A 7,382-nucleotide genomic window follows, 5' to 3' on the forward strand; every position below is an offset into this window, starting at 1 on the left:
GAAATGGTATGAATAACGTTAAAACCTTATTACTTGTAGCAATGGTTTTAACCGCGGTAACGGCAGTTGCAGGAGCTGACGACCCGGTCAGTTCAGCGACCGGGGTTATTACAGATTATTCAAAGAACAAAATAACCCGTGACGCAGTTAAAACCGAACTTAGCAATAAGTATACAGCAGGAACGCTTACAAAAGCAGACCTGAAAAAAATGATAACAACAGCTTACAATCATAATGTCCTGAAAAGGGAGGATATGAGGTGGTTGCTTGGCGAAATGTATAAAGAAGGCAAGCTCACGCGTGCGGATTTGAGATGGGTTCTCACCGAAGCCTATAAGAATGGCGAGCTTACAAGGGACGACCTGCGGTTCATAATCGCGCAGGCATACAAGAACAAGGAGCTAACCAGGGCAGATATGAAGTTCCTGATCACGGAAGCTTATAAAGCCGGTGAACTCAAACGCGACGACATTGCATGGATAATAACCCATGCATACAAGAACGGTGAGCTCACACGCGAGGACATGAAATGGCTCATAGTTGAGGCTTATAAGGCTGGAGAGCTTACGCGGGATGATATCCGTGAGATAATTATCGTTGCATATAATCACAACGAACTCAAGCGCGATGATGTTAAATGGCTGCTCATACAGGCATATAAGAACAATGAGCTTATGCGCGAGGATTTACGCATCATCATCACAGCAGCTTACCGCCACGGCGAGCTAACGAGGGCTGATGTTAAGTGGCTCATTGTGGAAGCATATAAAGCAGGCGAACTTACCAGGGACGATGTAAGATCGATACTCCTTGAAGCCATCAAGCGCGGGGAACTGCGCAAAGCTGATGTGCTCTGGCTTGTCAAAGAGGCATACAAGGCAAATGAACTTACTACCTCGGACATCACAGAAGCAGAGGTAAATTCAGCCCCTGTTGAAGGTGAACCTGCAGATGTGCCAACAGTAGAGAATATAACAGAACCCAATGCAGAGACAGCGTCAGATGCCACAACTGCTAAGACCTTTGACGAGGAAAGCGCACCCGCTCCGGCAGAGTCTGTGATAAAGACAAAACAGGCGTGGATGCTCTATAAGTACGCCCTGTTACCTGTTGAGAAGCACAGGATAGGGATGGAAGCGATTATTGGATATGCCCAGTCCGCTGGCAAAGACGCTTCAAAACTTGTGACATTGAAAGATAAATTCGTTTTACTTGCAGACCAGTTGAAAGCTGCGGCTGAAAAGAACGATTACCCGGGCGGAAAGAGCATAATCTCGCAGATGAAAGATACGGTCACAGGCTTCAGGACAGAAACGAAAACGCTTGTTTCAGGCAATGAATCTGCCGCAAAAGATGCGCTAAATGCTGCACTTTCCGCGAACAGCGACTATTTCGATTCTCTTGTTACCGAAGCCAGGGAAGCCAGAAAGGACAGGAACCTTGAATTCTTTGACCTTGCACTTGCAAGAGCCCAGGGAAGGCTGGACAAAGCAAAGGAAAATGGTATTGATGTGAGCGCCCTACAGGCAAAGCTTGATGAAATAAGCAGTCTGAGAAGCGATTTTGTCGATTCCATGAATGAAGGTATCGCTGCTTGCACTGGTGAGGGTCTTGGTAAGTGTACAAAACCTGAGGTCGAGGCATACAAGACCGTAAGAGATGAGATAAAGAACAAATACAAAGAGCTTATCGAGCTTGCAAAGACCGCAGGGCAGAGCCAGAGGTTCGCTGCTACGATAACAAAGGCAAGAGATATTATAGCAAAGAGTGAAACGGTTCTGGATGCTGCCCGGAAGCGTGGCATCGATGTTTCTGCTGAAAGTGCAGGACTCGATGAAATAAAGGGTCTTGTGAATTCAGCTGAGTCTAAATACAAGGCTGGCGACTTTAATGGGGCAAAGGATGACCTCAAGAAAGCGCAGGATAAATTCAAAGAACTCAAGAGTAGTGCGACCTCAAGGAGGAGAGCTAAATGAGAAAACTACATCTGATACTGGCATGTTTCCTTATCTTCGCAGTGCTGTTTTCTGGCTGCACGGATAAGAAAGCAGATGATCAGCCTGCACAGCAACAACAACCTGCTACCGGGGCGGAAATTGAAGGGAACCTGAGCGTTCCCGGTGAAAAAGACCTGCTTGTAGAGGAACCGCTGTCAAGCGCGGATGAGAATGTGGATATGGGCTCATTGATATAGAGCCCGTTTTCTTTTTTTCTTGGGGTATACTACCCGGTATTAAACCCTAACTCTTATATATCAACCCAGCTTCTTGAACAACCGCGCCTGGAAGCCATGATATTTACAGAATCCTTCTGCATCCTTCTGGTCAATGGTTTTGCTGTCAAATGACGATATATCTGCAGAATATAATGCATAAGGCGAATTTCTTGCAATGATCTTTGCGCTTCCTTTGTAGAGCTTTACTTTTACAGATCCGGTCACTCTTTCCTGGGTTTTATCTATAAAAGCGTTCAAATCCGAATAAAGCGGTTCATCCACAAGACCTTTGTAGGCGAGCTCGCTCCATGTATCATCGACAATTAACTTGAACCTCAATTCATCTCTTGTCAGGACAAGTTTTTCAAGATCTTTATGCGCCATCAACAATATCGTAGCTGCAGGATGTTCGTAGTTCTCCCTTGCCTTGATCCCGAGAACCCTGTCTTCGATCATATCAGTGCGTCCCACACCATGTGCCCCGCCAATTATGTTGAGTTTCCGGATCAATGAAACTCCGTCTGATTTTTCACCATTAACAGATACAGGAACGCCATTCTCAAAACCTATATCGATAATTTGCGCAACAGGCGCATTTTCCGGTGAAACTGTCCATTCAAAGATCTCCTCAGGAGGAACAAAATCCGGTTCTTCAAGCCGCCCGCCTTCGATGCTCCGGCTCCATATATTCTCATCCACGCTCCAGGGCTTTGATCTGGTTGCAGCTACAGGGATACCGTTTTTTTTCGCATATTCCATTTCCCATTCACGCGTGAGGTTCATATCCCTCATAGGAGCGACGACATCCAGCGAAGTGCTCCTGAATATAGTCTCAAATCTTAACTGGTCATTGCCTTTACCGGTACATCCATGGGCAAGAACCTGTGCTTTTTCTTTTTTTGCAACTTCTACGACTTTTTTCGCGATCAGTGGGCGTGCAATTGATGTGCCAAGCACATATCCTTCGTAGCTGCCGTTCGCCTTGATGAGAGGAAAAATGTAATCTTTTACGAATTCATCTTTAGCATCGATAGTATAATGTTTCTGGCTGATCTTTTCGGCTTTTTTCTCGGCCTGTTCTATCTCTTTTGCCGGCTGCCCCACATCAACCGTAACTGTAATAGCATAATCGCATCCATAATGTTCTTTCAAAAGGGGGATGCACACGGATGTGTCAAGCCCGCCCGAATAAGCAAGTACTACTTTCTTCATGGATTGCCTATTATAGTGAGAGAAGATTAAAAGTTTTGCCTCTGCTTTTTAGAAAAGTTATTTTATAATCAGATATTATTACACCCCATGGCAGACCTGGTAATCAAAAGGGGCACTGTGCTCACAATGAACGGCGAGATCATCAAAAACGGTGTGGTAGTCGTAGATAACGGTTTGATAACTTTTGTAGGAAAGGATACAAAAGTAAAAGTGAAAGCTGATAAAATAATCGATGCAAAAGGCTGCGCCGTAATGCCTGGTCTTGTAAATGCCCACACGCATCTTCCAATGACGCTTTTACGGGGTTATGCAGACGGGCTTCCATACAGGGAGTGGACAGAGAAGATCCGGAAAGCTGAGATGAAATTAACTCCCGAATTTATAAAAGCAGGCGCCAGCCTTGGGATTCTTGAGATGATAAAATCAGGGACTACATCGTTTGCTGATATGTATATTCATATGGATGAGGTGGCAAAAGTTGTAGAGGAAACAAGTATAAGAGCTTCACTGGGCTACGGGATGATAGAGGGGCTCAATGAAGATTCCGAAACTAAACTTAAAAACAGGGAGAAATTTGTAAAAAAATGGAACGGCGCAGCAAATGGCAGGATCACGACTATGTATGCTCCTCATTCGGCGGCTTCCTGTTCAAAGGAATTTTTAATAAAAGTAAAGGAACTTGCCAGAAAAGATGGCGCAAGAATTCATATCCATGTGCTTGAAACCGAAGATGAGCTTAAATTAATGAAAAAAAGCTATGGGATGTGTTCTATTAATCTGCTGAACAATATAAACATGCTTGGCCCGAATGTGCTCGCAGCGCACTGCATCTGGTTATCTGATGACGATATTGAAATACTCAAAAACAAGCAGGTTAATGTTGTCCACTGTCCAACGAGCAATATGGCTCTTGGCGCCGGCTTAGCGCGCGTGCCTGAAATGCTGGAAATTGGAATTAACGTTGCTCTGGGCACTGATGGCGCTGCCTCAGGGAGGAGTCTTGATATGTGGAAAGAGATGAGAGCTGCCATGCTGCTGCATAAGCTCAAAGATCCGCGAGTAATACAAGCGCAAAAAGTGCTTGAGATGGCCACAGTCAATGGCGCGCGGGCGCTGGGGATAAATGCAGGAGTGCTCAAAGCCGGTTGTCTGGCTGATATAATTATTGTGGATTTGCGGAAACCGCAGTTTATATCTTCAAATATCCCTGCAGCGCTTTTGAATGGCGCGTCGGGATGCGATGTCAGGACTGTGATAGTGGATGGAAAAGTACTGATGGAAGATCATTTTGTTACTGTGATAAATGAAAAGAACGTTATCGATGAAGGAATGGATGCGATATTAAGACTTGAAAGTGAATGTGATCAATCTTGTTGAAGAACTGGCTAATGGGAAAAATTTGAACTTTACCTGAAATAACAATGAAACAAATTTTTTTAGAATAGGCTCTTTATCTGCGCCTCCAGTGCGAGATAGCAAGCAAGGTCGCCAGCGCGAACACCAAGGAAGGGAACGGCGTCGGTTTCGCCGGAGCGCCCGTTCCTGTTATTTCCGGCGCGGGAGTCGTGGCGGCGGCGCCGGTGTACTGCTCGTCGAGGATGTAGGGATTGGCGATGGTGAATTCGATTGGTTTCTGATCCTTTTTCTTAGAATTATAAAATGAAACAAAAATGTTTATAGGCGAATTTCCATTTGTCCATGCTCCATTGGGTCTGATTTTCCATTGAAATGTGTTTGACCAATTTGGCGAGACTCCCATATTATCTATTCGATCATCCTGTTTACTTGGTCCACTAATTACCTCAAAAGATGTTGTTGTTCCCGGTTCTGATAATTTTACATGTACATTTCCATTAATTTTTGAAATAACTTCAACTTTAATTTCTACAGGTTCTCCAATCCTTAATTTGATACCTTCTATTGTTTCAGATGTTGCATTTTTTTCATTAAACCATGCTTTAACGATACCATATTCATTTTCTTCAGCTGATACTAATTGTAGATTCCAAAAAAATAGAATTAAAATTAAGATTGTCACTTTTATTTTCATATTATACTCCATCCCGGTGTTTCTTCGATGGGATTTATCGTGTTCTTATCTCCTACGCCAGTTATCTTACCTGGTGGTACTACTATGAATGTCCCAGTTGTGAAATTGAATTTAATTCGTAGGTTATCTCCAATGGGAAGATTCGTTGTTGGATCATAAACAGGTATTCCCTCCCTCACATACACCTGCGCCTCATGCCCGAAAATCGGGTCAGGATGCACTTCATTATCAATATCCTGCACTTCAAACCTCACGAACTCACCTTCCACATCAATAGACCATGCATTAAAAGTTGCGATCCACGGCTCAAGAGTAGGCAAAATATGGATTCCGTTTCTCAACAGTAAATTATTATTTCTCACTTTCAATGAATACAATCTCGGATTCGAAGGAAGGGGTCTAAATGCATCCAGATAATTCGGCTCCTGGTTGATCAACAATGTCACGCTCTCATTCCACGCCTGAAGCTTCCCTGGCTCATAAATATTCCCATTCTCATCCACATGATATGCCCTCATACTCACAGCAAGAGGCAGCTTGAACCCGCGGGACAGGAACTTTGCAGCATCCCTGTTTGCCTGCTTTACTTTCTCAGGTTCGGAAAAGTTTTTCTTTATCTCATCATCGATTCTTTTACTCCCTTCAGAAAACTTCTCTTGTATCTGGTACTTCACCTGGTCAACATACCACTCCCTGATAACAGAAATCACCTTTGCACCTGCGCTATTATACTTACCTGAAAAATAATTTGACTTATTCACATACCCTGTCTCCCTGATGGTGATCTTCTCGATCAGGTCATCCCGTGCTGCATTGATCAGGTCGGAAGGAACAGGATAATTCTCATAATTGATGTCAGGGTCAAGATGAATATCATTTTTCATCAGTTCGGTAATATCATCAACAGCATACTGCGCTTCCTCAGAAACCCATTCAGGTTCATCAACTGTATACGATTTTGTGTCAGTATCACCATTTAAGTTAATGTTCTTCAGGTTCGATATCTTATTAGAATCGAAAAAAACCCTGTATAACAGGTATGCAGGTTCAAGATTCGGGTCTATGTAATCAACCCCATTCAAAAGAGTCAATCCGTATCCGTATGTCACATTCTTTGAAACATAAGTCCCGGACAGGTCATTTTTCGAAGCAAGAGACTTCCCTGCAAAATCAAGATTGATATTGGTATTCGAGTTCTCAAGCGCCTTCAAAGTAATTGCGACCCTATCCGTCCGCGAATCGACCGCAGTCATATAATTATACTGCGGCACCTGCTTCGTGCAACCTGCCCCGCAAGATACTGTGACCCAGTATGTATGCCTCCAGACATGGTTTCGCGTCCATGTGAGTTCCCAGGTCTCACCATACAGATTTCCGGGAACATACGAATCTTTTGCTATCGTTCCTGTCTGTGTCATGCTGTCAGGTTCTCCCCAGTCCTCAATACTGTCACTTTTCTCATATCCGTTATGAGATCCCGGATAATCCGTTGTTTGCCTTGCAACACCTGTTGCAAATAAAGTACTGTAAACCGGGATAATGACAGTTCTTATCTTCCTGTTCACGATCGAGCCCCCGGGCTTTGAATCATTGTTGAGGTAATCAGTAATAACCGTGGTATTAAAATCATATTTTCCTTTCTGTGATTCTTCCTTTGCCTTATCAGGATCACCAGTTGAATTATACGCATCCTCCTTCGGGTCAACTTTGATAGAATTATTATCAAGCGTCACATCCTCGTATTTCTTTTTCTTTCCCCAAATCGTGTATGCGGTCTCGTTTGCATATTCAACAAGGCTCATAGGATCAATTGAGTTAAAAACAAAACCCTGGTCAAGAAGCAGCGCACCGTTAAGGATCAGGGAAAGGTGCGAGTTGTTAACGATGTTAAGGGGTGTTTCTTTT

Annotated in this window: 6 protein-coding genes; 3 read left to right on the top strand and 3 right to left on the bottom strand. The window is 43.7% G+C overall.

Annotated features, from left to right (window positions below):
* Window positions 1-8: 8 nt before the first annotated feature.
* Together CL181_RS10520 and CL181_RS10525 are read left to right on the top strand one after the other, a co-directional pair.
* Window positions 9-1,976: a hypothetical protein gene (locus CL181_RS10520; protein WP_097299268.1), complete on the top strand. Its 1,968-nt coding sequence runs from the start codon at window positions 9-11 to the stop codon at window positions 1,974-1,976.
* Window positions 1,973-2,194, top strand: a complete 222-nt coding sequence (locus tag CL181_RS10525; RefSeq protein ID WP_097299269.1) for a hypothetical protein — start codon at window positions 1,973-1,975, stop codon at window positions 2,192-2,194. Before CL181_RS10520 ends, CL181_RS10525 begins: the two co-directional genes overlap by 4 nt.
* 60 nt (window positions 2,195-2,254) lie before the next feature.
* Here the strand turns inward: CL181_RS10525 and CL181_RS10530 are convergent, their stop codons facing one another.
* Entirely contained in the window at window positions 2,255-3,427 is a 1,173-nt protein-coding gene (locus CL181_RS10530) for an argininosuccinate synthase (RefSeq protein WP_097299270.1), read from the bottom strand.
* A gap of 87 nt (window positions 3,428-3,514) precedes the next feature.
* Here CL181_RS10530 and CL181_RS10535 point away from each other — a divergent pair, with 87 nt between their 5' ends.
* On the top strand, window positions 3,515-4,804 hold the full coding sequence (locus CL181_RS10535; RefSeq protein WP_097299271.1) for an amidohydrolase family protein: 1,290 nt from the start codon (window positions 3,515-3,517) through the stop codon (window positions 4,802-4,804).
* A gap of 73 nt (window positions 4,805-4,877) precedes the next feature.
* Here the strand turns inward: CL181_RS10535 and CL181_RS10540 are convergent, their stop codons facing one another.
* Window positions 4,878-5,477 carry a sarcinarray family MAST domain-containing protein gene (locus CL181_RS10540; protein ID WP_176505168.1) on the bottom strand — a complete coding sequence of 200 codons (600 nt, stop codon included), beginning with the start codon at window positions 5,475-5,477 and terminating at the stop codon, window positions 4,878-4,880.
* The coding region (locus CL181_RS20390; RefSeq protein ID WP_217993147.1) for a hypothetical protein at window positions 5,474-7,382 on the bottom strand (1,909 nt) is incomplete at its 5' end. The genes CL181_RS10540 and CL181_RS20390, both read right to left, overlap by 4 nt.

Source organism: Candidatus Methanoperedens sp. BLZ2 (assembly GCF_002487355.1).
GTDB lineage: Archaea > Halobacteriota > Methanosarcinia > Methanosarcinales > Methanoperedenaceae > Methanoperedens.